This window comes from Microbacterium sp. B24, assembly GCF_000333415.1.
Taxonomy (GTDB): domain Bacteria; phylum Actinomycetota; class Actinomycetes; order Actinomycetales; family Microbacteriaceae; genus Microbacterium.
Window position 1 is genome coordinate 1 of record NZ_BADB01000431.1, and the last position, 24,244, is coordinate 24,244.

Annotated in this window: 26 protein-coding genes and 1 rRNA gene; 17 read left to right on the forward strand and 10 right to left on the reverse strand. The window is 69.0% G+C overall.

The genetic code is table 11. The annotated features are described in order from the left end of the window. The first annotated feature begins 234 nt into the window (after window positions 1–234). From I5I_RS12725 to I5I_RS12765, 9 genes are all read left to right on the forward strand, one after another. Entirely contained in the window at window positions 235–834 is a 600-nt protein-coding gene (locus tag I5I_RS12725; protein WP_204365830.1) for a hypothetical protein, read from the forward strand. A gap of 194 nt (window positions 835–1,028) precedes the next feature. Further along, entirely contained in the window at window positions 1,029–1,706 is a 678-nt protein-coding gene (locus I5I_RS12730) for a DsbA family protein (RefSeq protein WP_005050494.1), read from the forward strand. 167 nt (window positions 1,707–1,873) lie between these two features. After that, window positions 1,874–2,095: a translation initiation factor IF-1 gene (gene infA, locus I5I_RS12735; protein WP_005050493.1), complete on the forward strand. Its 222-nt coding sequence runs from the start codon at window positions 1,874–1,876 to the stop codon at window positions 2,093–2,095. A 73-nt stretch (window positions 2,096–2,168) separates the two neighbouring features. After that, window positions 2,169–2,285: a 50S ribosomal protein L36 gene (rpmJ, locus tag I5I_RS12740; protein WP_005050492.1), complete on the forward strand. Its 117-nt coding sequence runs from the start codon at window positions 2,169–2,171 to the stop codon at window positions 2,283–2,285. A 301-nt stretch (window positions 2,286–2,586) separates the two neighbouring features. Beyond that, complete coding sequence (gene rpsM / locus I5I_RS12745) at window positions 2,587–2,967, forward strand: 30S ribosomal protein S13 (RefSeq protein ID WP_036320304.1); 381 nt, start codon at window positions 2,587–2,589, stop codon at window positions 2,965–2,967. 36 nt (window positions 2,968–3,003) lie between these two features. Further along, window positions 3,004–3,402, forward strand: a complete 399-nt coding sequence (gene rpsK, locus I5I_RS12750; protein WP_005050490.1) for a 30S ribosomal protein S11 — start codon at window positions 3,004–3,006, stop codon at window positions 3,400–3,402. Between the two features lie 119 nt (window positions 3,403–3,521). After that, window positions 3,522–4,511, forward strand: coding sequence for a DNA-directed RNA polymerase subunit alpha (locus tag I5I_RS12755; protein ID WP_005050489.1), 990 nt, complete (start codon window positions 3,522–3,524; stop codon window positions 4,509–4,511). A gap of 83 nt (window positions 4,512–4,594) precedes the next feature. Next, the gene (rplQ, locus tag I5I_RS12760) at window positions 4,595–5,182 is read left to right on the forward strand and encodes a 50S ribosomal protein L17 (protein ID WP_036320306.1); all 588 of its coding nucleotides are present in this window, start codon (window positions 4,595–4,597) and stop codon (window positions 5,180–5,182) included. A 114-nt stretch (window positions 5,183–5,296) separates the two neighbouring features. Further along, a complete protein-coding gene (locus tag I5I_RS12765) occupies window positions 5,297–6,382 on the forward strand; it encodes a GNAT family N-acetyltransferase (RefSeq protein ID WP_239640120.1) in 1,086 nt (361 codons plus the stop codon). Window positions 6,383–6,419: 37 nt separating this feature from the next. On the opposite strand, the gene I5I_RS12770 is transcribed toward I5I_RS12765, so the two are convergent. Then, window positions 6,420–8,372: an acyltransferase family protein gene (locus I5I_RS12770; protein ID WP_036320316.1), complete on the reverse strand. Its 1,953-nt coding sequence runs from the start codon at window positions 8,370–8,372 to the stop codon at window positions 6,420–6,422. Between the two features lie 197 nt (window positions 8,373–8,569). Between I5I_RS12770 and I5I_RS12775 the strand changes: the two genes are divergently transcribed. Further along, window positions 8,570–9,466, forward strand: coding sequence for a carbohydrate kinase family protein (locus I5I_RS12775; protein WP_036320319.1), 897 nt, complete (start codon window positions 8,570–8,572; stop codon window positions 9,464–9,466). Window positions 9,467–9,511: 45 nt separating this feature from the next. On the opposite strand, the gene I5I_RS12780 is transcribed toward I5I_RS12775, so the two are convergent. Genes I5I_RS12780 through I5I_RS12810 form a run of 7 tightly spaced genes read right to left on the reverse strand, consistent with a single transcriptional unit; the run spans window position 9,512 to window position 17,304 of the window. Then, window positions 9,512–10,417 (reverse strand): amidohydrolase family protein, encoded by a 906-nt coding sequence (locus tag I5I_RS12780; protein WP_051039620.1) that lies wholly within the window; start codon window positions 10,415–10,417, stop codon window positions 9,512–9,514. After that, window positions 10,414–11,331 carry an NAD(P)-dependent oxidoreductase gene (locus I5I_RS12785; protein WP_036320322.1) on the reverse strand — a complete coding sequence of 306 codons (918 nt, stop codon included), beginning with the start codon at window positions 11,329–11,331 and terminating at the stop codon, window positions 10,414–10,416. Before I5I_RS12785 ends, I5I_RS12780 begins: the two co-directional genes overlap by 4 nt. Then, complete coding sequence (locus tag I5I_RS12790; RefSeq protein ID WP_051039621.1) at window positions 11,328–12,248, reverse strand: NAD-dependent epimerase/dehydratase family protein; 921 nt, start codon at window positions 12,246–12,248, stop codon at window positions 11,328–11,330. The genes I5I_RS12785 and I5I_RS12790 overlap by 4 nt, the downstream gene beginning before the upstream one ends. A 2-nt stretch (window positions 12,249–12,250) precedes the next feature. Further along, on the reverse strand, window positions 12,251–13,327 hold the full coding sequence (locus tag I5I_RS12795) for an ABC transporter permease (protein WP_051039622.1): 1,077 nt from the start codon (window positions 13,325–13,327) through the stop codon (window positions 12,251–12,253). After that, complete coding sequence (locus I5I_RS12800; RefSeq protein ID WP_051039623.1) at window positions 13,324–14,826, reverse strand: sugar ABC transporter ATP-binding protein; 1,503 nt, start codon at window positions 14,824–14,826, stop codon at window positions 13,324–13,326. Before I5I_RS12800 ends, I5I_RS12795 begins: the two co-directional genes overlap by 4 nt. 28 nt (window positions 14,827–14,854) lie before the next feature. Further along, window positions 14,855–15,913, reverse strand: coding sequence for a sugar ABC transporter substrate-binding protein (locus I5I_RS12805; protein ID WP_036320325.1), 1,059 nt, complete (start codon window positions 15,911–15,913; stop codon window positions 14,855–14,857). Between the two features lie 47 nt (window positions 15,914–15,960). After that, entirely contained in the window at window positions 15,961–17,304 is a 1,344-nt protein-coding gene (locus tag I5I_RS12810) for an NAD(P)H-dependent oxidoreductase (protein WP_036320328.1), read from the reverse strand. A 177-nt stretch (window positions 17,305–17,481) separates the two neighbouring features. Between I5I_RS12810 and I5I_RS12815 the strand changes: the two genes are divergently transcribed. From I5I_RS12815 to I5I_RS12840, 6 genes are all read left to right on the forward strand, one after another. Further along, the gene (locus I5I_RS12815; protein ID WP_036320331.1) at window positions 17,482–18,507 is read left to right on the forward strand and encodes a LacI family DNA-binding transcriptional regulator; all 1,026 of its coding nucleotides are present in this window, start codon (window positions 17,482–17,484) and stop codon (window positions 18,505–18,507) included. A 25-nt stretch (window positions 18,508–18,532) separates the two neighbouring features. Further along, window positions 18,533–18,844, forward strand: a complete 312-nt coding sequence (locus tag I5I_RS12820; RefSeq protein ID WP_036320335.1) for a putative quinol monooxygenase — start codon at window positions 18,533–18,535, stop codon at window positions 18,842–18,844. Next, the gene (locus I5I_RS12825) at window positions 18,841–19,377 is read left to right on the forward strand and encodes a gluconokinase (RefSeq protein WP_239640121.1); all 537 of its coding nucleotides are present in this window, start codon (window positions 18,841–18,843) and stop codon (window positions 19,375–19,377) included. Before I5I_RS12820 ends, I5I_RS12825 begins: the two co-directional genes overlap by 4 nt. Window positions 19,378–19,386: 9 nt before the next feature. Continuing rightward, window positions 19,387–20,223, forward strand: coding sequence for a tRNA pseudouridine(38-40) synthase TruA (truA, locus tag I5I_RS12830; protein ID WP_036320338.1), 837 nt, complete (start codon window positions 19,387–19,389; stop codon window positions 20,221–20,223). Window positions 20,224–20,300: 77 nt separating this feature from the next. Continuing rightward, on the forward strand, window positions 20,301–20,990 hold the full coding sequence (locus I5I_RS12835; protein WP_036320341.1) for an endonuclease/exonuclease/phosphatase family protein: 690 nt from the start codon (window positions 20,301–20,303) through the stop codon (window positions 20,988–20,990). A gap of 85 nt (window positions 20,991–21,075) precedes the next feature. Beyond that, window positions 21,076–21,927: a universal stress protein gene (locus I5I_RS12840; protein ID WP_036320345.1), complete on the forward strand. Its 852-nt coding sequence runs from the start codon at window positions 21,076–21,078 to the stop codon at window positions 21,925–21,927. Between the two features lie 79 nt (window positions 21,928–22,006). Here I5I_RS12840 and I5I_RS12845 read toward each other — a convergent pair whose 3' ends face one another. Then, on the reverse strand, window positions 22,007–22,519 hold the full coding sequence (locus I5I_RS12845; protein ID WP_036320350.1) for an LPXTG cell wall anchor domain-containing protein: 513 nt from the start codon (window positions 22,517–22,519) through the stop codon (window positions 22,007–22,009). 205 nt (window positions 22,520–22,724) lie between these two features. Between I5I_RS12845 and I5I_RS12850 the strand changes: the two genes are divergently transcribed. Next, the gene (locus tag I5I_RS12850; RefSeq protein ID WP_036320353.1) at window positions 22,725–23,345 is read left to right on the forward strand and encodes a hypothetical protein; all 621 of its coding nucleotides are present in this window, start codon (window positions 22,725–22,727) and stop codon (window positions 23,343–23,345) included. A gap of 329 nt (window positions 23,346–23,674) precedes the next feature. Here the strand turns inward: I5I_RS12850 and I5I_RS17310 are convergent. Further along, window positions 23,675–24,244: ribosomal RNA gene (locus I5I_RS17310) — 23S ribosomal RNA — on the reverse strand; the annotation flags it as partial.

Sequence of the window (24,244 nt, forward strand, 5' to 3'; positions counted from 1 at the left end):
AGCTCGGTCCCGGGGATCCTCTAGAGTCTGATGCGTGTCGTCGCCGCTGAACGTCGTCGCACGGGGAACTCCGAGCTCGTCTACTCCCATGCCTCGGCGGCCGTCCTCTGGGAATTGCCGCTGTTTCGCATCGAACCCCGCCGCGTGCACCTCAGTGGACGCGCAGCGAGCGGGCACGTACGCGCATCCGAGCCGTTGGTCGCACGTCACCAGGTTGCCGTCGCCTCGAGCGACATGACGATGCGCCAGGGCGTGCTCTGCACCGGACTGGCCCGCACGGTCGCGGACGTGCTGCGCTCGGCATCCTTCGAGACAGGACTCTCCCTCGCCGACGCCGCGCTTCGCCGTGCCGCCTGGTCGTGGAACGGGTACGACGTGGAGGCGGCGGAGAGTCTGCGCCGGCAGGTTGCGCAGCGGCTGCCTTCGGGCGGCCGCGGAGTTCGCGCGGCCCCGCGGATGCTGGAACTCGCCGATGGTCGTGCCGCTTCGCCGGGGGAGAGCGTGAGCCGGCTCTACATCGGCGACCTCGGCTTCGCCACGCCGCGTCTGCAGGTCCCGGTCGCCGGTCCGGGCTCGCGCCTGTTCCATGTCGACTTCGCGCTGGATGACGTCGGAGTCTGGGGCGAGTACGACGGCGAGGGAAAGTACCTCGATCCTGCGATGCGGGGCGAGGGCGTCGGGGTGGAGCGGGTGGTCATGGAAGAGAAGCAGCGCGAGGACTGGATCCGCGGGACCACGGGACGGCGACTCGTGCGCTGGGGAACGGCCGACATCGCCACGGCAGCCCACCTAGGTGCACGCCTGCGCGCGTTCGGCATCCATCCGCAACGCTGACCGGTCACGCCGAGCCGCTACGGACGTGCCGAACCGACGCGAAAGCGCGCGCGAGAACATGGCGGGTCGCGGGAGACGTAGCGGCTCGGCGGGGGGCGGGTGAAGTCACGGCCTTCACGGGCAACGCATAAGAGTGCGTGAGCCACAATGGTAGGACGGCGGCGACAGCCGCATATCGGAGAGGCATCGAGGTTATGGCGCAGGCAGCAGCGGGTAAGAGGAACTGGTTCGCGATCTGGGTGAGCGTGGCGGCCGTCGTCGTGGTCGCCCTGGTCATCGGCCTTGTCGTGTGGATGAACAACATCAGCTCCGGACCCGGCGCGCAGCCTTCGTCGAGCAACATCAACACGGATACCGGTGCGATCTCCTTCGGCAGCGGCCCCGACGTCGTCGACACCTACGTCGACTTCATGTGCCCGATCTGCAACCAGTTCGAGAAGACCGAGGGTGAGACGATCAAGCAGCTCGTCTCCGACAACAAGATCACCCTCAACATCCACCCCGTGTCCATCCTCGACCGGGCGTCGCAGGGAACGAAGTTCTCCAGCCGGTCGGCCAGTGCGATGTTCGCCGTCGCCGAGGCGGACCCCGCCAACGCCTACGCGTTCATGGAGGCGATGTTCCAGAACCAGCCGCAGGAGAGCTCGCCCGGTCTCTCGGACGACCAGATCGTCTCGATCGCCAAGGGCGCGGGCGTCAACGTGACGAGTGATCTCGAGAAGGCGATCACCTCGGGCAAGTACATCAAGTTCGTCCAGGCGCACGGTCTGCCCGACGGCGCCAAGGGGACACCGACGCTGGTGGTGAACGGTACTTTCGTGAACGTCACCTTCAACCCGCAGACGGACATCGTCGCCAACCTCAAGGGCTGACGACGTGATGCGCGTCTGAGACGAGCGAGAGGGCCGTGCGGCAGTTTGCCGTGCGGCCCTCTATCACGTACACTGAATCTTTGGTGCCTTGCGCCTTCATTGGCGTGTCGCCGCACCACATCCCACTCACCGCAGACCGACCGGTCTGCACAAGCGTCAGCGAGGCTATGGCTAAGAAAGACGGTGTCATCGAAATCGAGGGCGTCGTGTCTGAAGCGCTGCCCAACGCGATGTTCCGCGTTGAGCTCACCAACGGACACAAGGTACTCGCCACGATCTCCGGCAAGATGCGGCAGAACTACATCCGCATCATCCCCGAAGACCGCGTCGTCGTGGAGCTCTCGCCCTACGACCTCACGCGCGGTCGCATCGTCTACCGCTACCGCTAGACCGGTCGAGAAGTAACGAGCGGGCGGATGCCGCGGCATCCCGTCCGACTCGAAGACAGCGAACAGGAAAATCATGAAGGTCAACCCCTCCGTCAAGCCCATCTGCGACCACTGCAAGGTCATCCGCCGCCACGGTCGCGTCATGGTGATCTGCAAGTCGAACCCGCGTCACAAGCAGCGCCAGGGTTGAGTCGGAGCGCATCACCGCGGCGAAGCCGCGCTGATCCGCTCGCGACTCAAGGTTGAGCAAGGCCGCGCAGCGGCCGAGCCGGAACCTCAGCACGAAGACACAACTCCATACCGCGAACGGCGCGTTTCGACTCGCTGCGCTCGCTCAACGACCAGTGGTCCGAGAACGGCGCGCAACGTTCGCACCGACTGGAAACAGTCAGCACACAGGCAGGATCAGATCCTCTTCGGAGGGGACACCTCGGGGCGGAGGCCCGGGCACCGATCCTGCTCCACACCTCCACTACTCCTAGGAGAACCGCATGGCACGTCTTGCCGGCGTTGACATCCCGCGCGACAAGCGCGTGGTGATCGCCCTCACGTACATCTACGGCATCGGCCGTACCCGTTCGGTCGAGATCCTCAAGGCCACCGAGATCGACGAGTCGATCCGCGTCAAGGACCTCACCGACGACCAGCTGGTCGCGCTGCGCGACCACATCGAAGGCAACTACAAGGTGGAGGGTGACCTGCGCCGTGAGGTCGCCGCCGACATCCGCCGCAAGGTCGAGATCGGCTCGTACGAGGGTCTGCGTCACCGCCGCGGCCTTCCGGTGCGCGGTCAGCGCACCAAGACCAACGCGCGCACCCGCAAGGGCCCGAAGCGCACCGTCGCCGGCAAGAAGAAGGCCGGCCGCAAGTAAGCGCGGCCCCCGGTACAGGTTTAGGAGAACAGACACATGGCACAGGCCAAGACCGCTGCGCGCAAGCCGCGCCGCAAGGAGAAGAAGAACATCGCGCTGGGCCAGGCCCACATCAAGTCGACGTTCAACAACACGATCGTTTCGATCACCGACCCCTCGGGCGCCGTCATCAGCTGGGCGTCCTCGGGTGGAGTGGGCTTCAAGGGCTCGCGCAAGTCGACCCCGTACGCCGCCGGCATGGCCGCCGAGTCGGCCGCCCGCCAGGCCGCCGAGCACGGCGTCAAGAAGGTCGACGTCTTCGTGAAGGGCCCGGGTTCGGGTCGCGAGACCGCGATCCGTTCGCTGCAGGCCGCGGGCCTGGAGGTGGGGTCGATCTCCGACGTCACCCCGCAGGCGCACAACGGCTGCCGTCCGCCGAAGCGTCGCCGCGTCTGACTTCCGGGCCGGGTGCCCCGCATCGCGGGCGGCACCCGGCATCCGTCGTCTTTGAAAACTCAACACCTCTTGCAATCGCACGTGTCATATAGCGGGCACGTGACGGAAAGGAACACATAGTGCTCATTGCACAGCGTCCCACTCTGACCGAGGAGAAGATCGGCGAGTTCCGCAGCCGCTTCGTCATCGAGCCGCTGGAGCCCGGCTTCGGCTACACGATCGGCAACGCGCTGCGCCGCAGCCTGCTGTCCTCGATCCCCGGCGCGGCTGTCACCAGCATCCGCATCGACGGCGTGCTGCACGAGTTCAGCACCATCCCGGGCGTGAAGGAGGATGTCACCGAGATCATCCTCAACATCAAGCAGCTGGTCGTCTCCTCGGAGCGCGACGAGCCGATCACCGCCTACCTGCGCAAGACCGGCGCCGGCGAGGTCACCGCCGCCGACATCTCCGCTCCGGCGGGTGTCGAGGTGCACAACCCCGAGCTGGTCATCGCGACGCTCAACGACTCGGCGAAGTTCGAGCTCGAGCTCACGATCGAGCGCGGCCGTGGCTACGTGTCGGCCACCCAGAACCGCAACGAGTACGCCGAGGCGGGCCAGATCCCGATCGACTCGATCTACTCGCCCGTTCTGAAGGTCTCGTACCGCGTCGACGCCACGCGTGCCGGTGAGCGCACCGACTTCGACAAGCTCGTCCTGGACGTCGAGGCCAAGCCGTCGATCTCCCCGCGCGACGCCGTCGCGTCGGCCGGGCGCACGCTCACCGAGCTGTTCGGTCTCGCTCGCGAGCTGAACGTCGAGGCCGAGGGCATCGAGATCGGCCCCGCGCCGGTCGCCGAGGTTCTCACCAACGAGCTGTCGATGCCGATCGAGGACCTCGATCTGTCGGTGCGTTCGTACAACTGCCTCAAGCGCGAGGGCATCAACACGGTGTCGGAGCTGGTCGCCCTCTCCGAGACGCAGCTGATGAACATCCGCAACTTCGGTCAGAAGTCGGTCGACGAGGTGCGCGACAAGCTCGTCTCCCTCGGCCTGTCGCTGAAGGACTCGGTCCCCGGGTTCGACGGTGCGCACTTCTACGGCGGCTACGACGACGAGGCCCTCTGAGCCTCCGCGCTCGCAACGGCAAGACCTTCTGCGCGCACCGGCCCCGACCGGTTCGCTGACCTTTTCCCTCTGGAGTAACTGACATGCCCAAGCCCACCAAGGGTCCCCGCCTCGGAGGCGGCCCCGCCCACGAGCGTCTGCTGCTGGCCAACCTGGCCTCGGCGCTGTTCACCCACAAGTCGATCACGACGACCGAGACCAAGGCCAAGCGCCTGCGCCCGCTCGCCGAGCGCATGGTCACGTTCGCCAAGCGTGGCGACCTGCACGCGCGCCGTCGCGTGCTGTCCGTCCTCGGCAACAAGGACGCCGTCCACGAGCTGTTCGCCGAGATCGCGCCGCTGGTCGCCGAGCGTGAGGGCGGTTACACCCGCATCACGAAGATCGGCAACCGCAAGGGCGACAACGCGCCGATGGCCGTGATCGAGCTCGTCCTCGAGCCGGTCAACCCGAAGCCGAAGTCGACCAAGAAGGCGGCCGCTGCCGCTCCGGTCGCCACCCCGGCCAAGGATGAGGATGCCGCCGAGGAGACCGCCACCGACGCGGTCGCCGAGGCCGACGAGGCTCAGGATGCCGCGGACGAGGTCGTCGCCGACGACGCCGCCGCCGCAGGTGCCGAGTCGCCCGAGGAGGGCGCCGCGGCCGAGGCTGCTGCCGAGGACGCCGCGAAGTAAGCACGGCTGTCGTTCGAGAAGGCCCGCACCCATCAGGGGTGCGGGCCTTCTCGTTTCGCGCCTCGGCCGGCTCCGCGCGTGCGCGCCACGCGCGTCCCAACTACAGTGGCCCGAGTGAGTGAGCCATCGCTGAGTGCACGCATCGACCAGTTCCGCCGCCGGTCCGGATCCGAGCTCGGACCGGTGCTGCCACGGCATCCGGAGGTCGCGTCGTGGCGCACCGCGACGGCCGACGACATCGACGCCATCCACGCCGTGATGGTGGCGGCGGAGCGTGTCGACCACCCGACCTGGACCACTCCGCGCGAGGACGTCGCCGACACCTTCGATCTTGCGCACATCGACCACTCCCGCGACACCGTGCTCGCGCTGGATGCCGAGGGTACGGTGATCGCGTTCGGAAGCTCCTTCCTCCACCCTTCGTGCGAGGGCGCCCTGAACGTGCACCTGTCGGGTGCGGTGCTGCCGACGCTGTGGCGCCGCGGGATCGGCAGCGCGGTGTTCGGCTGGCAGTACGCGCGCGGCCTCGAGCAACTGGCGGAGGCCGCGGGCGCGCTGCCCGACGTGCCGGGCGAAGACTGGAGCGCTCAGCTGCGGGTGTACGCCGAGGAGTCGAACCTCGGCAATCAGAGGCTCGCCGAGTCGGCGGGTCTGGCCGCCGAACGCTGGTTCGCCACGATGCTGCGGGATCTGACCGACGGTGCGCCGGAGGTGTCGCTGCCGGCCGCGGCGCGGGAGGGCGGGCTGCGCATCGTGGCGTACACGCACGATCGTGATGACGACGCCCGTCTGGCGCGCAACGATGCGTTCCGCGATCACTGGGGAAGCCTGCCGAGCCAGCCCGAGCCGTGGGCCAAGTTAGTCGGCGGCGAGTTCTTCCGTCCCGATCTGTCCCGGCTGGTCGTCGAGGCCGACGGCACCATCGCCGCTTTCTGTCTCGCGTCGGTGAACGAGGAGGACTGGGCGAGTCTGGGCGCCTCGAACTCGTACATCGACCTCATCGGTGTCGTGCGGGCGCGCCGTCGGCAGGGACTGGCTCCCGCGGTCGTCGCGGCGACGTTGCGCGCGATCGCCGATGCCGGTCTGCAGAAAGCGGTGCTCGACGTCGACACCGCGAGCCCGACGGGCGCCGACGCGCTCTACGAGGGGCTGGGCTTCGTGGCGGACGAACGGTCGGTCGCCCTGGTCGCGCACATCTGAGGCGCCCGCCGCGCACGCCCGCGGCGCCGCGGGCGGCTCAGGACGACGGTGCGGGGGCGAACGTCCGACTCGTCGCCCAGCGGATCAGCTGCACCTGGTAGCGCGTCTGCGCGCGCTGATTCGCCACGGCATCGACGGCGTGGGTGACGGTGTCGGCGTAGATGCGCCCGCCGGTCTCGCCCGGATGGATGCCGTCGCCGGCGAGCACATCGGCGTGCGGCGCGATCGCGCCGGACCAGTCGGCGATGACGACGCCGGGATGGCTCGCCGCGAACGCGGTCAGCTCGGCATTGACGCCCGGGATCCAGTCGCGGGGAGCGAACGCCGTGACCAGAACGAGCGTGCGGTCGCGACCGACGCGGTCGTAGATGTCCTGGAGGGCGTCCGAATCGACGGGGCCGTTCGTGCCGAGGCCCACGACGACGTAGTCACGCAGGGCACCCTGGTCGGAGAGCCGGTCGATGATCTTGCTGCCCGCCCACATCGAGCGCGAGACTTCGGCGTCGATCTGCACGCCGGGCAGCTCGTCGAGCAGGCCGCCGGCCGAGGCCAGCATCACCGAGTCACCGACGGCCGTCACCCGGTCGCCGCTCACGGTGACCGGTGCCGGGGGCAGCGGCTCGCCGTCGGGGCCCTGCGTCGCCGTGGCGATGGGTGTCGCCGTGGGTGCCGCGGCGCTGCCGCCCGACGGGCTGGGGGCGGCGGATGCCGCGTCGAGCGCGCGCTGGCCCGCCTCGACCACCGCCTGGCTGGAGCTGACCGGCGGGGCGGCGGCGATGGCGGCCGTCGTGCCGCCGAGCACGAGCGCCCCGACACCGACGGTCGCGATCGCGCCGAACCGCCGCGACGGCGTGGAGTGCAGGCGCGCCCACAGTGCTCGCCCCGCGCCCCGGAAGCCGAGCCGGCGCACGGGCTGTTCGAGCAGGCGGTACGAGGCCGCGGAGACGCCGAGCGTGAGGGCGGCGGCGCCGAGCCCGACGCTGACCGGCACGGATTCTTCGAGGAAGCCGCCCGTGGTCGCGAGCGCGAGCAGGACGACGATGGGCCAGTGCCACAGGTAGATGCCGTAGGAGCGCTCGCCGATCCAGCGCAGCGGCGCGACGTCGAGGGCGTGCCCGAACCAGGAGCCGGCGTGTGTCGCCGTCGCGATCGCGACCGCGGTCAGTGCACTCGCGATCGCCGGCACGAGCGGATAACGCTCCGCCCCGCCCGGCAGCGCACCGACGATGATGATGCCGATCACACTCGCCGTGCCGATGACCGCGGTCCAGGCGGGCACGACGCCGCCGATGGACGGGCGCGCGGACGCGCTCCACGCGGTGCGCCCGGCGAGCGCGAAGGCCAGTGCGACGCCGAGCAGCAGGCCGAAGGCGTGCGTATCGGTGCCGTAATACGCGCGCGTCAGGTCGACCGAGCCCGCGCCGATGCCCACGAGCTGCGCTGCCCAGGCCAGGGATGCCGCGGCCAGGACCATCGCGACGGCGGCGCGCATGCCGCGGCGTGGCAGCAGCAGGAACACGGGCAGAAGCAGCGGCCAGAGCACGTAGAACTGCTCCTCCACCGCGAGCGACCACAGGTTTCGCAGCAGCTCGGGCTGCGTCCCGGCGAAGTAGGACGCGCCGGCCGAGATCGACGCCCAGTTGGAGGAGAACGTGATCGCGCCGAGCACCTGTCGACCGAGCCCCAGCAGAACGTCCCCACCGATGAGCCAGGCGACGCTGGCGCTCACGGTGACCACCACGGCGAGGGCCGGCAGCAGCCGGCGGGCGCGGCGCGCCCAGAACGCGCCGAGGGCGATGCGGCTGGTGCGGTCGTGTTCGCGCAGCAGCAGCGACGTGATGAGGAAGCCCGAGATGACGAAGAAGACGTCGACGCCGACGAAGCCGCTCTGCAGGAGCCAGCCGGGGAACAGGTGGTACACGACCACGAGCAGCACGGCGAGCGCGCGCAGGCCGTCGAGGCCGGCGAAACGAGGGGAGGGGGAGGTCATGGCGGGCACTGGGGTTCCGAGGGGGTTCCGGGGCGGTTCCGTGGTGATTCGGAGCGAGTTCCGTGGGCCGTCTCGCCGGCCACGTCGGGTCGGTGCGAGCGGATCTTCCAGTGTACGTACCCTCCCTGAACGTCGGGCGTCGTCTACACCGACTGCTGATGACGCGCGCGCCGCGTGCGGTGCGCCAGACTGGTCGTATGGATACGGATGTGCTGGTCATCGGTGAGGCGCTCATCGACATCGTCGAGAGCGCCGAGGGCGACCGCGAGCTCGTCGGTGGCAGCCCTGCCAACGTCGCCGTGGGCCTTGCCCGGCAGGGACACGCGGTGCGTCTGCTGACCCGACTGGGGCGCGACGAGCGCGGCGCGCGGATCGCCGCCCAGATCGCCGAATCCGGCGCCGTCGTCGACGAGGAGTCATGGACGGATGCCGCGACCTCCACCGCCCGCGCACGACTGCGTCCGGACGGTTCCGCCGAGTACGAGTTCGCGATCGACTGGGCCGTTCCCGCGGCATCCCTGGACGGAACCCGTGTCGTCCACACCGGTTCGATCGCGCTCTTCCTGGAGCCGGGCGGCAGCACCGTGCTGGAGGTTCTGCGTCGCGCCGCCGACACGGGTGCCGCGCTGGTGACGCTCGACCCGAACATCCGCCCGGCGCTCGTCGGCGCGCACGAGGTCGCGCTCGCACGCTTCGCCCAGGCCGCGGCATCGGCCGATCTGGTCAAGCTGAGCGACGAGGACGCCGCGTGGCTGTACCCGGGGTTGGACGCCGACGCCGTGCTGCACCAGGTCGCCGCCTACGGGCCGCGCGTGATCGTCATGACCCGAGGCGGCGAGGGCGCCGTCGGGCTGGGGCCCGGTGGTGTGAGCGCCGTCGACGCGCTGGCTGTCACGGTCGTCGACACGATCGGTGCCGGCGACGCGTACATGGCGAGCCTCATCTCCAGCGCGCTGGACGATCCTGCGATCTTCGAGGACGCCGCCTCGTTCGCCGCGGCGCTGCGCCGTGCCGCCGTCACCGCCGGGATCACCGTCTCGCGGGCCGGTGCGAACCCGCCGACCCGTGCCGACGTGGACGAGCGTCTCGGCTGAGGCGGGTTCGCCCGCCGGGGCGGCCGGTGTCGTCGGAAAGCGCCCTCACCGCGCTGTCCGGTAGATTCTTGCGGCCGTGCCCGCGAACAGCGCTCGCCGATCTGCGTCGTCGAGGTCGGAGGTGATCTCGTCGAACGCGGCGAACAGTGCGGTGAAGCTCGAATAGAGGCCGTCCACGGGGAAGTTGCTCGCAAACATGCACCGCTGCGGGCCGAACACGTCGATCGTCTCTCTGACGATGCGCCGGATGCTGTCGGTCGTCCAGTTGTGGTCGAGTGTGCCCAGGGCCGAGATCTTCACCGTCGTGTTCGGCTCAGCCGCGAAGACCGACAGCTGGGTGCGCCAGCGGCTCAGCCCGGCGGGGGAGCGGTCGATCGGCATTCCCGCGTGGTCGAGCACAATCGCGGTGTCGCCGAATCGCGCGGCGAGCGAGGCCGCTTCGGCGAGCTGATCGGGGAAGACCTGCAGGTCGAACGACAGCCCGTGTGCGGCGAGCGCGCTGAAACCACGCAGCCAGGCGTCGTCCGTCAGGAGATCGGGCCGGTCGCGGTGGGCGTAGAAGGGGTCGGCGTGCCAGTTCAGGATGTCGCGGACACCGCGCACCGAGCTCAGCGCCGCGTGTCGGGCGATCGTCTCCTCGGCGTCGGGCGTGGCCAGGTCGACCTTGGCGACCTGCACACGGGGCACGTCTTCCGAGGCGATGATCCCGTCCACCCAGCGGCTCTCCCAGAGGGGATCCGCGGCGCCGTTCTCGACGTGGACGGATCCGACCAGGCGCATGCCGAGTGCATCCAGGCCGGCGGCGTCCGCGAGGTAGTCGGGAAGCAGGTAGTCGCGGCGGAGGGGAAGATCATCCCCGTGGTAGCGTGCCGGCGCCGTGCCCTCCAGCCAGGGGTAGGACGCCGCACTGAGCGCGCAGAGATGGTGGTGGGCATCGATCACGTCGATCACAGTGCCAGCCTCCGTGGGCCGTCGGTCTGCGCAGCTGCCCGTTCCGACACCGTCAACAGGACGGCCGAATGGTCGAGGGATCCGCGCTCGTGATGCACCGTCTCCTCGAACGCCTCGCGGATCGCGTCGGCGACGGGAAGCGTCAGATGCGCGTGCGCGGCGAGGGTGGCGACGAAGCGGAGGTCCTTGAGCTGATTGGCCGCGCTTCCTCCTCCCTCGTAGTCGTCGGCGAGCCAGCGCTCGCGCTTCTGAGCGAGGACCTCGGACGCGGCCAGGCCCCCATTCAGAACCGTCAGCAGTGCGGCACGGTCGACGCCGTACCCCTCGGCGAGGACGATGGCTTCGGAGAGCGCCGTGAGCGTCGCCGCGACCACAACCTGGTTGCATGCCTTCACGATCTCGCCGGCTCCCGGTCCGCCGGCGATGACGACGGTGCGGCCGACGCGTTCCAGGATGTGCTGTGCCCGCTCGATTGCCTCGGTGTCGCCGCCGACCATCACGCTCAGCGCTCCCGATTCGGCGCCGGCGACACCGCCGCTCAACGGCGCGTCGATCACCGACACCCCGACGTCGGCGAGACGGGCGTGCAGGCCGCGGAGCGCGAGGGGCGATACCGTGCCGTGGACCACGAGGATAGGCGAGGAGATCGCCGCCCGGGCCCAGCCGACGAGCAGTCCGTCCGGCCCGTCCAGCACCGCCTCGACGTCGTCGAGATCGGTCAGCACCGTCAGGGTGATCGGGGCAGCCGCGTCAGCGGGGGTGGCAGCCAGGCGCGCCCCCTCCGCCACCAGCCGGTCGGCTTTGGCGGCGGTGCGATTCCAGACCGTCAAGGAATCCAGATCGCGCAGCAGTCGCCGCGCGATCGGCTCGCCCATCCGGCCGAGGCCCAGGAGCGAGACGGATGGGGTCGTCATGCGGCGTCCTCCAGATCGGCCAGCAGTCCGGGATCGATGTCTTCGAGGTGTTCGCGCGGCGGTGTGTCCAGCAGCTCGCGGGCACGGGACAGATCGAGCGGGACCTCTCGACCGACGAATGCGCGCCGGCGCGGCACTTCCGGAAGCAGCCGTGACAGAGCCTCCTGCGTCGGGAGGCGCAGGTATGTCGAGGGATTGGCGACGAGGATGCCGGGCCCCGCCGGGATGTCACGCCGCAGCGCCGCGACGGTCGCGCGTGCGGCGTCTCGGACGTCGAGGTACGACCAGCCCTCCACAGCCTGTCGACGGGGATCCTCGCGGAGGGCGCGGCGGATGTGGGCGGCGAAGACGGTGCCCCCGTCCGCGTGGATGTCGCGAACGAGCGGATACCGCAGACCCACCACCTGCCCGCCGTGCCGGCGCACCGCTGCGGCCGCCGCTTGCTCGTTCGCCGCCTTGGACAGCGAGTAGGCGTCCGCAAGATCGCCGGGCTCGTCCTCGTTCCAGGGGAACGCCGACGGCAGTGCGCCGTGCGGATGTAGAGGGAGCCCGTTCGCATTGATGCTGGAGGCGTAGGCCACCCGGGCGATCCCCTCCTGCCCCGCGACCTCCAGTGCCAGGAACGTGCCGAGGGCGTTCGTGGCGTAGATCTCGGTCGGCGTGCCCTGATCCAGCCCGGCGCGGCCCGCGATGTGGACGAGCGCGTCCGCGCCCTGCAGTGTGTCGCGCAACAGCTGCTCGTCGAGGATCGACCCCGAGCGCCAGTCGACGTCGGGAGCCGCCGGCGGCTGCGGCCCCCGATCGAGCACCCTGACCTCGGCATCCTGCGCGAGCAGCTCGGTGACGATCGCGCGTCCGATGAGGCCCGCGCCGCCCGTGACCACGACGTGGACGCCGCGCAGATCGAACGTCGACATGGTCACTTTCTCTTGGCCGCGCGCGCGGCCTCCTTCGCCGACACGGTGGTGACGCTGGTGGTCTCCGGTGTTGCGGCGGGACGGTGGCCGCCCCGACGCAACACGGGCCACCCCTTGCTGCCCTGATCGAGAGCGACGGCGATGACGACCACGAGTCCGGTGACGATCTGTTCGTAGAAGCTCGGCACGTTGAGCAGCACGAGCCCGTTCGTCAGGGCGCCGAGGATCAGGGCGCCGACCAGCGTGCCCGCGATGCGGCCTTCCCCGCCCATCAGGTTCGCGCCGCCGATGACGGCCGCGGCGATCGCTGTGAGCAGGTACGGGGCGCCGGCCTCGGACTGTGCGGCGGAGATGCGGGCGACGACCACGAGGCCGGCCAGGGCGGCCAGCGTGCCGGAAATGCCGTAGACGAGGATCTTCACACGATTCACACGCACCCCCGACAGCCAGGCTGTCTCCTCGCTGCCTCCGGTGGCGATGACGTTCTGCCCGAACACGGTGCGTCGCAGCAGCAACCACGCGAGCACGGCGACGATCGCCACGACGAGGACGACGATCGGCACGCCGCCTATGTAGCTGTTGAGCAACAGGACGAAGGAGGCGGGCACGTTGTATACCGGCGTTCCGTTCGTGGCGACGTAGGCGAGGCCCTGATAGACGCTCATCGTGCCGAGCGTCGCGATGAACGGCGGCAGCTTCAGTGCGGTGATCAACACGCCGTTGGTGGCGCCGGCGAGGAAGCCCAGCACGAGTCCGATCAGCAGCGCCGGGATCGCCGGAACGCCGCCGTTGACCATGAGTGTCGCCGAGATGATGCCGGTGAGACTCGCGATCGACCCGACCGACAGGTCGATGCCGCCCGTGATGATGACGTAGGTGAGGCCGATACCGATGAGCGCGTTCACGCAGGCCGAGACGGCGATGTCGCGGAGGTTGTCGAACGCGAGGAAGTTCGGGTTCAGAATGCCGAACACCGCAAAGATGATCGCCGCCGCGATGAAGATCGCCAGCGCCTGGAAGTTGACCGGTGGTCGGGTCTGAGCGGTGCTGGTCGACACCGTGTGGGTGGTGATGGTCATGAGGTCTCCTCGGTGATGCCCATGGCGCTGGCCACGAGGCTCTGTTCGGTGATGTCGCCGCCGACGTGTTCGGAGACGAAGCGGCCGCCGCGCATGACGAGGGCGCGGTCGGCGAGGGCGATGATCTCGGGCAGGTCGGAGGAGACGACGATGATGGCGTTGCCCTCCGCGGCCAGTTTGTCGATGAGTCCGTAGATCTCCGCCTTTCCTCCCACGTCCACGCCTTTGGTGGGCTCGTCGAAGAGGAAGACGCGGGAGTCGCGGCGCAGCCACTTCGCGATGACGATCTTCTGCTGGTTTCCGCCAGAGAACTGGCGCGCCAGCAGCCGGACGTTCTTGGGGCGCAGATCCAGGGACGTGCCGAGCTCGTCCGCGACGCGGACGGCGCGACGGGGCCCGAAGAACGGGCCGCGGCCGACGATCGCGTCGGCCGCGGTGAGGGCGACGTTGGCATACGCCGGTACCTGCAGCACCAGCCCCTGCTTCTTGCGGTCCTCCGGGATGAAGGCGATGCCCGCCCGCCGGCTGTCGTTCGGGGAACGCAGCCGCAGGGCGCGTCCGGCGATCGAGATGCGCCCGGTGCAGCCGGGATCGGCACGGAAGATCGCACGGAGGAACTCCGTGCGACCCGAGCCGACGAGACCGGCAATGCCGACGACCTCGCCGCGGTGCACGGCGATGCTGTTGCGCGCGTCGCTGTCGGGGCGTCCCACCTCATCGGCGGTGAACAGCACCTCGGCGTCCCGAGCGACGGGATGAGCGCGCCGGAAATCGAGGAGCTCGCGGCCCACCATGCTGCGCACGATCTCGTCGACGCTCGTTTCCGAGATCGGCGAGCGGTACCCGATGCGGCCGTCCCGGAGCACGACGACGGTGTCCGACACCTTCATCACCTCGGGCATCTTGTGGGAGACGAAGATGACGCCGGTGCCCTTGTCGTGGGCGAGCTCGCGCACGCGGCTCAGCACCGCGTCGACGTTGTGCTCGAGCATCGAGGTGGTCGGCTCGTCCAGCGCGACGATCTTCGCGCCGAATGCGAACGCCTTCGCGATCGTGAGCGCATGGCGCTGGGCGGGGCTCAGTCGCCGAAGCGGGGACCGCGGGTTCAGTGGGAAGCCCATGGATGCCACGTCGGCGAGCGCTTGCGCGACGGCATCCCGCGACGTGCGCCGCTCGGCCGCGCTCTTTCCGAGCAGCAGGTTCTGCTCCACCGTCAGCTGGGGAACGACGGCCGGCTCTTGGTGTGCGATGACGACCCCGTCGGCGAGGGCCCGCCGGGGGGAGTACTCCCCCCGGCGGACACCGTCGACCGTGATCGACCCGCGGTCGGGAGCGAGCGCTCCGCCGAGGATGCCGAGCAGTGTGCTCTTGCCGGCGCCGTTCTCGCCCGCCAGGGTCAGCACCTCGCCCTTGCGGAGTGTGAAGCTGACGTCGTCCAGAGCGCGTACGCCCGGGAACGTCTTCCCGATGTTTCGGACCTCGAGAATGCTGTCGGTCACGGTGTCTCCTTTGACGTCGGGGTGCCGCTTACGGCATGCCCGTGGGGTACTGGGCCACGTTGGACGAGTCGACGATGAACGCGGGCACGTCCACCCAGCCCGGCACCTGCTTTCCGGCCAGCAGCCAGAGAGCCACGTCCACGCCGGTCGCGCCTTCGGTCGTCGGCCGCTCGCTCACGGTGGCAGTGTAGGTGCCGCCCTGGGCGATCAGCTTCTTGGCCTGCGGGATGCCGTCGGTGCCCACAAGGATCACCTTTCCGGTCAGCCCCTTGGCGTCGATCGCAGCCTGTACTCCGAGCGCCATCCCGTCGTTCTGCGAGTAGAAGGCCTTGATGTCCGGGTTTGCGGTGAGCATCGCGTTCGCGATGGTCTGGGCTTGGTTCGTATCCCACTTCGCGGTCTGCGACGCCACGAGGGTGAGGTTCGGATGCGTGGCGAGGCCCTCCTTGAAGCCTTTGCCGCGGTTCAGCGCGTTGGACGATCCGGGGTCGCCCTCGATCATCGCGACCTGTCCGCCGTCCGGCAGCTTCTTGGCAATGTAATCCGCCGCCGTCTTGCCGATGTCCTCGGCATCCGGGCCCACGTAGACGACACCGGGGACGGTGCCCTTCGCGTCATTGAGCACGATGGCGGGGACGCCCTTGGCGAGCGCGTCGGTGAACACCGAGTCGAGGGCGGTGGCGGAGATCGGCGACGCGAGAATCGCCGAGCACCCCTGGTTGAGGGCGCTCTTTGCCTTGTCGAGCTGCTCGGTGATCGATGACTCGTCGTTGACGGCGAACGTCTGGAACTGCACACCCAGCTCCTTCGCACGCTTCTCGAAGCCGTCGCGCTCGTATCCCCAGAACTCGTTGGCGAGCGTGCGGGTCACATAGCAGAGCTTGACGCCGGAGGGAGCGGTCGGGTCTCCTAGCGTCTTCGTCACCGTATCGACATCGGTCTTCTGGTCGGTCTGGACCAGGGAGACGATGTTCTTTCCGGAGTCCCCGGAGGCGGCTCCTCCGCCGTCGGGCGTGGCCGTGCAGCCCGCGAGGGTGAGAGCGCCTGCGAGCGTGCCGACGGCGATGAGGCTGATGCGTCGATTCATGTGAATGCCTTTCTTCGTTGAAGGGTGTTCGGGTGTGAGTGGGAGGATCAGACGGTGGCGCGGATGAGGGCTTCGGTCTCGCGCCGCAACTCGAGCGCGGTGGCGAGCGAGTCGTCGATGATCACGTCGTCCCAACTGACGCTCTCGCCTTCGGCGACGTCGTTGACGAGCTCGACGTGGTGGGCGAGTGCGACGGGCAGCAGGCGGCGGCGCACCGAGGTCTCGGCAGAGACGAGCTTGCCCCAGACGGTGTACCCGCCCTCGCCGTCGAGGAACTCGCCGGCCTTCAGGTCACGCTTCGCGGTGGCCACGACGTCGCCGTAGAAGCCGATCGGGCTCCCGGTCGCGATGCCGCGCAGGACGGCGTTGGCGATCGACATGTTCAGCTCCAGGCCGACGTAGTGGTACGGGCGGTAGAGCGCGGCGAAGCGGCCCGTCGGGTCGGGATGCCACGGATACTCCGTGAAGCACTCCGACACGTAGTCGTTCGTGGCGCGCACGACGACGAAGACGCCCTCCTGAGTGTTGAACGGGATCCACTCGCCGTCGCGGGTCACGCTCGACATCACATCGACCGAGGCCTCGTTGGCGAGCACGCCGCCCGCCGCCGCGGGGCGGCAGATCGTGGCGATCTCCTCGACGTTGCCGGGAGTGAACGTGAGGCCGTCGTCGGACGGGACCAGGCCGGCGGCGTTGGCAACGGCCGCCATCTCGATCGCGGCCTTCGTGCCGTCGCGGAAGGAGGTATGCATGTAGGGGTTCAGCTGCCCCGACTGGGTGAGCTCGTCGGAGAACTCCCAGTTCTCCCAGACGTTGTCCGGCGTCATGTGGTGGTAATGCTCGAGGTACTTCGCGCCCTTACCGGCGCACACGACGTCGAATCCGGATGTGCGTGCCCAGTCCACGAGCTCCATGATCAGTGCCGGCTGGTCTCCGTAGGCCATCGAGTAGACCACGCCGGCGGCCTCGGCGCGTGCGGCCAGTGCGGGACCGGCGAGGGCATCGGCTTCCACGGTGACCATGATGATGTGCTTACCGGTCTCGATCGCGCGCAACGCGTGGCTGATGCCGACGATGGGATTGCCGGTGGCTTCGACGATGACATCGATTTCCGCCTCGAAGAGGGCGTCGGCGCTGGAGAGGATGGTCGTGGCTCGCGAGGAGATCGCCGTCTCGATGTCGTCCACGAGGCCATCCTGCGGCCAGTCGACCAGTCCGAAGGCGCCGCGGGCGCGTTCCGTGTTGATGTCGGCGATCGCGACGACGTGGATGCCGGGGATGTTGCGGGCCTGAGCCAGGTACATGGTTCCGAAGCGACCCGCGCCGATCAGGCCGACCCGGATGGGTCGGCCGTCGGCCTCGCGCCGCTGGAGGAGGGAGTGCAGATTCACGTTCGATCGCTTTCGGTTGTGCGCGGCGAGGCAGTCGATCGCGCTGATCTCTCAGCCGACGCCATCGTCGTTCGCGGATGAAGTGGTAACGGTTACATTTTTGTACCACTTTGTGAGAGCATCGGTCAATGCCAATCTGAGAACAGCGGCAGGAACCCGATGGTGGGAGGAGGAACAGTGCGGAAGGCAGCCACCATCCGAGACGTTGCGCGCGACGCCGGTGTTTCCGTCGCCGTCGTCTCGCGTGTTCTCAACGAGGGGTCCGGTCCCGTCGCCGCCGCGACACGGGAGAAGGTGCTCGGCGCCATCGACCGACTGCACTATCAACCGCGCGCTGCAGCGCGGGAGCTGCAGGGGGCGGGCTCGACGACGCTCGGGCTCGTTCTCGCCGACCTCACCAACCCCTTCTTCGCCCGCATCGCCGACCGTGTCGTGTGGGAAGCCCGAGCGCGTGGCACCAATGTGGTCCTTCTCACCACCCAGGAGGACCCGCGTCTGGAGGCTGAGTCGATCGACGCGCTCATCAGCCGCTCGGTCGGATCGGTGATCGCCACTCCGACGACGGGCAACCCGCAGCGGTGGCTCGACCTGCAGGAGCGCGGCATCCACGTCGTTTTCGTCGATCGCGAGATCGCGGAGGTGCCCAGCGTCGACGTCGTCACGATCACGAACGCCGACTCGGCTGCCGTGGCCACCCGTCATCTGCTCGATCTCGGACACGAGCGGATCGCGCTCATCTCCGGCCCGGTCGAGACGTCGACCGGGCGCACGCGTCGGGACGGCTTCGTCTCGGCGATGGCCGCGGCGGGCCGCGCGATCGACGAGGAGCTGATCCACGCGATCCCCTTCCGCGGCGAAGCCGGCGGCGGCGCAGTCACGACGCTCATGGCGCTCGATCGGCCTCCGACCGCGCTCGTGGTCGCCAACACCGCGCAGGTGCGCTCCGCGCTGCATAGGCTGCAGCAGATCGGTGCACGCATCCCGGACGACATCAGCGTCATCGTGTTCGATGACAATCCCTGGACCGAGCTGGTCTCGCCTCCGCTGACCGTCGTTCGTCAACCCATCGACATGCTCGCCCTGCACTCCGTCGAGATCGCTGTCGCGCGTGTGCGCGGGCAGCTCGTCGATGCCCCGCAGCGCGTCGATGTGAGTGCGGAATTCGTCCGTCGTTCCAGCACCGGAGCTCCACGCCCGGACTGATCCATCCATCGAGAGAGGAAACTCCATGACCGTCGTCGTCACCGCCGTCTTCCATCCGGCGGAGGGCCGGCGCGAGGCTCTGATCGACGCCTTGCGTGAGGCGATTCCTGCTGTGCATGCCGAAGACGGCTGTCAGCTGTACGCGATCCACGATGCGGCTGATGGCACCGTCGTGATGATCGAGAAGTGGACGGATGCCGCGGCGCTCTCCGCGCATGCCTCGGGGTCGGCGGTCGCGGCGCTGAACGCGCTCGTCGGCCCGCTCGTCGCGTCCCCTACGGACGTGCTCACGATGGCGCCACTGCCCACGGGAACGACGTCGCAGGGAGCGTTGTGACCGGCGTTCCCGCCGTCGTGGTCATCATGGGTCCGTCGGGCGTGGGAAAGACCACCCTCGGCGCGACCCTCGCCGACTGCCTGGGGCGCCCGTTCATCGACGCCGACGATCTGCATCCGGCATCGAACGTCGCGAAGATGGCGGCGGGGGTGGCGCTCACCGACGAAGACCGGTGGCCGTGGCTGGATGCGGTCGCCGCTCGCGCGGCCGAACGGGCTCCGGTCGTGGTCGCGTGCTCCTCGCTGCGTCGTGCGTATCGTGACCGACTTCGAGACATCCACGTCGAGGTCGCCTTCGTCGAGCCGTTCCTGCCGCGAGAGGTCCACGAGGCGCGCGTTCGGGATCGCCGACACGCATTCATGCCGCCCGGTCTGCTGGGAAGCCAGCTGCTCACGCTGGAGTCTCTCGCCGATGACGAGCGCGGTGTCCGTGTGCTCTACACCGGCACTGCCCAGCAGGCGGCGGACACGGTCATCGCGGCCCTCTCGGGTCGGGTGACGACGGTCCCGCGCGAGGCTCAGCCGCCCGGATAGGCTGGAGGGGTGCGGCTGCGCCTCGATCTCGCCTACGACGGCACGGACTTCCGCGGGTGGGCCCGTCAACCGGGTCTACGCACCGTTCAGGGCACGCTCGAGACAGCACTGGCCCGCGTGCTCGGCGGCGATCCGCAGCTGGTCGTGGCGGGTCGAACCGACGCCGGGGTGCACGCGGCCGGGCAGGTCGCCCACCTCGATCTCACCGATCGGCAGCAGCAGCGGCTGTCGTCCAGCCGCGCCGGCACCGCCGAGGCGCTGGCTGCCCGCATCAACGGCGTGCTCGGCGCCTACCCCGACGTCGTGGTGCACCGCACCGCCGTCGCACCGGACGGTTTCGATGCGCGGTTCTCGGCCGTCTGGCGACGCTACGAGTACCGCATCGCCGATCGCATCGCCGGCTACGACCCTCTCGAGCGCGTGCGCACGACCAGCGTGAAGGCCGCGCTGGACGTGGACGCGATGGATGCCGCGGCACGGTCGCTCATCGGTCTGCACGACTTCGCGGCGTACTGCAAATGGCGGGAGGGGGCGACCACGATCCGCACCCTGCTGGAGTTCGGCTGGGGTCGAGACGATCACGGCATCCTGATCGCGCGCGTGAAAGCCGACGCGTTCTGCCACAGCATGGTGCGCGCCCTCGTCGGTGCCTGCGCGGCGGTCGGCGAAGGACGGCTGAAGATCGCCGACGTCGCCGCGATCCGCGACGGCGGGGTGCGCACGAGCGACGTGAAGGTGCTCGCGGCCCGCGGTCTCACCCTCACCGAGGTCGGTTACCCCGCCGATGACCTGCTGGGTTCCCGCGCCGCGCAGACGCGCGCACGCCGCAGCCTCGACGCCGACTGAGCCGGCCGGGTCCCGTTGTCAAGACGGAGCAGATTCCTAGGACCGCCGCTTAGGCTGAGAGCGACGGAAGGCGGGGGATGAAGGTCATCTCGTACAACCTCAACAAGCACAAGGCGATCGGCGAGCTCGGCGAGCTGGTCGAGAGCACGGGGGCCGACGTCCTCTGCCTGCAGGAGGCGGTCTCCAGCGACCTGCCGTCGCAGATCGGCGATCTGCACCTGGCCGAGGCGACGGCACGCAACCGGCTGGGACTTGCGCTGTACTACCGGCGAAGCATCTTCGATGCGCGCGAGGTGCGGGCGCTCGCGCTGAAGAAGTCGCTGCACGACCGTGTGCTCAAGCCCGCGGAGGAGCGCATGCTGGCGGTGCGCCTGCACGACATCGACCTCGGCCGCGAGGTGATCGTCGCGAGCTTCCACGCCGCTCCGCTGACCGCGCTCAACTCGCTGCGGCGCAAGCAGATCCAGGCCGCGCTGGAAGAGCTCTCCAGCCTCGGCCCCGACCTGCCGATCCTCATGGTCGGCGACTACAACTATCCGGTGTTCAAAGAGAACCTCGGCCAGCACGTGCGTGAGTCCGGATATGAGCTCACCCTGAGCGATGCCCGCACGTACACGCGCTACAAGTTCTTCCGCGGCCACTACGACTTCGCGACGAGCGTGGGGTTCGACATCGCGACGATCACGACGCTGCCGCAGGGGCGCAGCGACCACCTGCCCATTCTGATCACTGCCGAGCCGCGCGCCCTGGCCCCGCGCACCCCCTGACCCTCTTTGTCACGGCCCACGATCCTGTGGCCGTGCGGTGCCGCGGCGTAGCGTGGAGGCACCGATCCCAACGGAGGGATGAATCATGGTCGAGAAGATCGTCGTGGCTGTGACGGGGGCACCCGTCTCCGAACGTGCGGTGCGATGGGCGCTGCAGCGGGCGCAGGCCGCTCCGCCCGGCACGCAGGGCATCGAGCTGATGTCGGTGATCGGGGGAGCGCTCGGCGCCGTCGGCGAGGCGGAGCTGATCGCGCAGGCCGTCGCCGACACCGAGACCGTGCTGGAGCGCCTGGCGGCGCCGGTGCGGGATGCCGGCATCACGGTGATGACCCGGGTGGAGACCGGCAACCCCGTGTCCCGCCTCATCGACGCCAGCGTCAACGCCTCACTCCTCGTGCTGGGCAGCGATTACCGCGGACCGGGCGATGGACCGGCGCGCGGCGCCCACGGCATCCGTATCGTCGCCGGGGCCGCCTGCCCGGTCGTGGTGGTGCCCGACACGGCGCTCGTCGGTCGGCGCGGGGTCGTCGTCGGCGTCGACGGGTCGCCGGTGTCCGAGCATGCGCTGCGTTTCGCGGCGCGCGAGGCCGACCGCCTGGGCGAGCCGCTCACCGCGGTCAGTGTCTGGACTCCCATCGAGGCGCCCCGCAACGGACTGGCCGTCTACCCCGAGATGTACCTGTCGAACATGCAGGCCGCCACGGAGGAGATGCAGTCGGTGGCCCTCGCCGGGCTCGCCGTCGACTTCCCGGATCTGGTCGTCGAGCGCGTCGTCGAGCGCGGCTACCCCTCGCGAGCGATCGCCTCGCGGGGTCTGACCGCTCGCCTCGTCGTCGTGGGTACGCACGGTCGCGGGGCCCTCGCCCGCTTCCTGCTCGGCTCGATCAGCCAGGAGGTGCTGTCGCATCTTCCCGCGGTGACCGCGGTGGTGCGCTGACGCCGCGCAGCCTGCGCACAACGAGAGAGCCTTCCCGGCCGTGACCGGGAAGGCTCTCTCGTTGTCGTTCTGGCGTGCGTCAGGCGTTGGTCTCCTGGCGGTTGCGACGCACCGTGGCGGCCACGGCGACGGTCGCACCGGCGAGGACGAGAGCGCCACCGCCGACCCAGATGCCGAGCAGCGACTCGCTGTCGCCACCAGTCGAGGGCAGGGTGCCGCTGCCGCCGCCGGCCTCGGACGAGGCGCGAGCGCCGGTCGCGGAGAGCGTCCACGAGGAGCCCGCCGGCGGGGTGCCGACGATCGTCGCCGTGGCGACGCCCGACGAGTCGGCGGTCTTGGTGACCGTCGTGGAGCTGACCGCGAACTTGACCGCGGCGAGGTTGCCCGCGCCGACGCCTTCGCCCACGAGCGTGAAGGTCACGCTCGCGCCCGGCTGGAAGCCGGTCACGGGAACGGGACCGGGCGCCGTGACCGTCACGGTGACGGTGTCGGGGCCGGTCGGGGTGTAAGCCTGTGCCATTGCCGGGGCGGCGAAAACCAACCCTGCGGCGATCGCGACGGAGGCCGCGACCTTGGTGAAACGGTGCTTCATGAGTGCCTGCTTTCGAATCCGGTCTGGGGGTACCTGATGATCCGCTCGTTCCGTATATCCGGTCTTGATGCAGATGGGGGGATGGAGAGTGAAGCGGTATGGTGGTGCTGATGCTCTCCCGAGTATTCCCTAGGGGTCTGCCGGATTGCAAACTCTTGCGGTTTCCGATATGTAAATGTTTCGCGACGTGAAGGAGACCTGCCGGATGGATCGCCCCGGGAGTCGCCGCCGTGCTCTCAGCGCCGTGCTCGCCGCGCTGGTCGTCGTGATCCCGCTGGTCGGTTGCGGGCCCGCGCCATGGGCCGCCCAGGCGACGACACCCGCGCCCGCTCCCACGACCGCCGTCCCGGTTCCGACGCCGGTCTCCAACGATCTGTCGGGCGGATCGACCCAGCGCACGCTCACGGCGGGCGCGGTCTCGGCAGCCGTGAACTACTGGTCGACGTTGCGGATGGACCGCTGGACGCCGGCGGCGATCAAGCCGATCAGTCTGTCGATGGTGACGACGATCACGCCCAATGACGGGCAGAAGGTCTATCTCCAGCGCGCCACGATGACCGCGATCCCCGCGAACGCATCGCAGACGTTCGCACCGCTGGATGCCCAGGTGGATCAGTCCACCGTCTCTCCCGGATACCTGGTGCTGTCGCCCTACAGCTACTCCAACACCTTCAATGTCGGCACGGTCCCCGCCGAGGCCACCTACGTCACGGTGCAGTTCGAGTATGACTTCCTGGTGCAGACGACGCCCACCTCGACCGAATTCGCCAAGCAGACCGCGAGTGACACGCTGACGATCGCGATCGCCGCCCAGAACGGCGGCTGAACGCGCCTTCCTCAAGATCGGGTAAAGACCGTGTCGAGGTTTCCCTGATTCGCACGTCCCGCCGGTGGTCCATAGATAGCGTGTGGATCATGCTTCCCGCCCCCTCGCGTCCTCCCCGCCTCCGCGCCCTCGGCGCCGCCGCCGCGGGCCTCGTGGTGCTGACGTCCCTGACCGGCTGCACCCAGATCGCCAGCGCCTTCAACGGTCTGCAGCAGAACGCGGTGTCCACGCCTGCCCCGCGCCCGGCGGTCACCCAGGCCGTCAGCATGCCCTACGACTCGAAGTTCACCTACGACGGCTCGGTGTCGCTGTCCACCGATGTCGCCGATGGGCTCGAGGTGCGCCTGGACGTCTGGGCCGCCGATCCGAAGCGCACTCAGGAGTGGGCACCCGACAACGACCCGAACGTAGCTAACCAGCGGTGCTCCTGGCGGAACAACTGGCACACCAGAGGTTCGTCCAACCCGGTCCTCTCGTACTAGGGTCAGATCCTCTCAAATTTCCTACGCGCGCAGCGGATAGGGACCGAACTGTCTCACGACGTTCTAAACCCAGCTCGCGTACCGCTTTAATGGGCGAACAGCCCAACCCTTGGGACCTACTCCAGCCCCAGGATGCGACGAGCCGACATCGAGGTGCCAAACCATGCCGTCGATATGGACTCTTGGGCAAGATCAGCCTGTTATCCCCGAGGTACCTTTTATCCGTTGAGCGACAGCGCTTCCACAAGCCACTGCCGGATCACTAGTCCCGACTTTCGTCCCTGCTCGACCTGTCAGTCTCACAGTCAAGCTCCCTTGTGCACTTACACTCGCCACCTGATTGCCAACCAGGTTGAGGGAACCTTTGGGCGCCTCCGTTACTTTTTGGGGACTCTAGAGGATCCCCGGGACCGAGCT